The following is a 1,900-nucleotide window of genomic DNA, read 5'->3' on the forward strand; positions in this document are numbered from 1 at the left end:
ACCCGAGCATGCCCGCCTCGACCAGTGGGGCAACCGCGCCGCGTTGACTAGGCCTGCGAGCCCAGCGCTGTCGGTGCCAGTGGTGTTTGGCGCGCAGGTGGCCCGCACACCAGAGGCGGTGGCGCTGACCTGCGGGCCGCGTTCGTGGACCTACCGCGAGCTGGATGAGGCGGCTAACCGGTTGGCGAATCTCTTGGCTCGCCAGGGGGCGCGCCCGGGACGGTGTGTGGCGTTGCTGTTGTCGCGTTCGGCTGAGGCGATCGTGGCGATTTTGGCGGTGCTAAAAACCGGGGCGGCTTATCTGCCGATCGACTCGGCGCTGCCGGTGGCTCGAATCGGATTCATGCTCGGCGATGCCACACCGGTCGCGGCGATTACTACCGCAGCGTTGGTCGATCGGCTGGATGGCCATGACATACCGGTCATCGACATCGATGACCCCACTGTGGACGCCCAGCCCAGCACCGTGCTGCCGGCGCCGGCCCCCGATGACATCGCCTACCTGATCTACACCTCAGGCACCACAGGTGTCCCGAAGGGGGTGGCCATCACCCACCACAACGTGACCTGGTTATTTGAATCTTTTGATGCCGCCGTCGAGCTGGCGCCGGGCCAGGTCTGGACGCAGTTTCACTCCTTGGCCTTCGACTTTTCGGTGTGGGAGATTTGGGGCGCCCTGCTGCGGGGTGGTCGGCTGGTGGTGGTGCCCGACGAGGTGGCCCATTCACCGGAAGATCTCCACGCCTTACTGGTCGCTGAACAGGTCAGCGTCTTAAATCAAACCCCGTCTGCGTTGGGGGTGCTCTCCCCCGAGGGATTGGAGTCGGTGGCCTTGGTGGTGGGCGGTGAGCCGTGCCCACCCGAGCTGGTGGAGCGGTGGGCGCCAGGGCGGGTAATGGTCAACGGCTACGGCCCCACCGAGACGACGATCTTTGCATCCCTGAGCGCCCCGCTCAGGGCGGAGTCCGGGGCACCGCCGATCGGGTCGCCGCTGGCGGGGGCAGCGTTGTTCGTCCTCGACGGGTGGTTGCGCCCGGTGCCGGCGGGGGCGGTCGGGGAATTGTATGTGGCCGGTGCCCGGGTCGGTCTGGGGTATGTGGGTCGGGCGGGGTTGACCGGCTCGCGGTTTGTGGCGTGTCCGTTCGGCGGTGCGGGGGCACCGGGACAGCGCATGTATCGCACCGGAGATTTGGTGCGTTGGGGTACTGATGGGCAGCTGCAGTATGTCGGGCGCGCGGACGCGCAGGTCAAGATCCGCGGCTATCGCATCGAACTCGGCGAAATCCAAACCGTCTTAACGAGTTTGACCGGGGTGGAGCACGCGGTGGTGATCGCCCGCGAGGACCGCCCCGGCGACAAGCTCCTGGTCGGCTATGTCACCGGGACTGCGGACCCCGTTGAGCTGCGTGCTGCGTTGGCCGAGCGGCTGCCGGCATACATGGTTCCCGCGGCGGTGGTGTCGGTTGAGGCGTTGCCGTTGACCCCCAACGGCAAGCTCGACATTCGGGCCCTGCCGGCCCCGGAGTACACCGCTGGTGGGTATCGGGCCCCGGACGGCCTCATTGAGGAGATCTTGGTCGGCATCTACTGCGACGTGCTGGGACTGGAGCGGGTCGGGGTCGATGACTCATTCTTCGACCTCGGCGGCGACAGCATCTCGGCGATGCGCCTGATCGCCGCGATCGACGCCGCACTGGACGCCGATCTGTCGGTGCGCACCGTGTTCGAGGCGCCCACGGTGGCTCAGTTGGCAGGTCGAGTCGGTGGGGGATCGGGTCGGCGTGCGCCGTTGGTGGCCGTGGCGCGGCCGGCGGTGGTGCCGTTGTCGTTTGCCCAGCAGCGGTTGTGGTTTATCGACCAGTTGCAGGGGCCCTCCCCGGTGTACAACATGGCCACCGCG

1 protein-coding gene is annotated in these 1,900 nt (G+C 67.4%); it reads left to right on the plus strand.

What is annotated here, in order from left to right:
• The coding region (locus A5791_RS20690; protein WP_156661529.1) for an amino acid adenylation domain-containing protein at positions 1 to 1,900 on the plus strand (1,900 nt) is incomplete at both ends.

Origin of the sequence: Mycobacterium sp. 852002-51163_SCH5372311 (genome assembly GCF_001667115.1) — a bacterium.
Taxonomy (GTDB): Bacteria; Actinomycetota; Actinomycetes; order Mycobacteriales; family Mycobacteriaceae; genus Mycobacterium.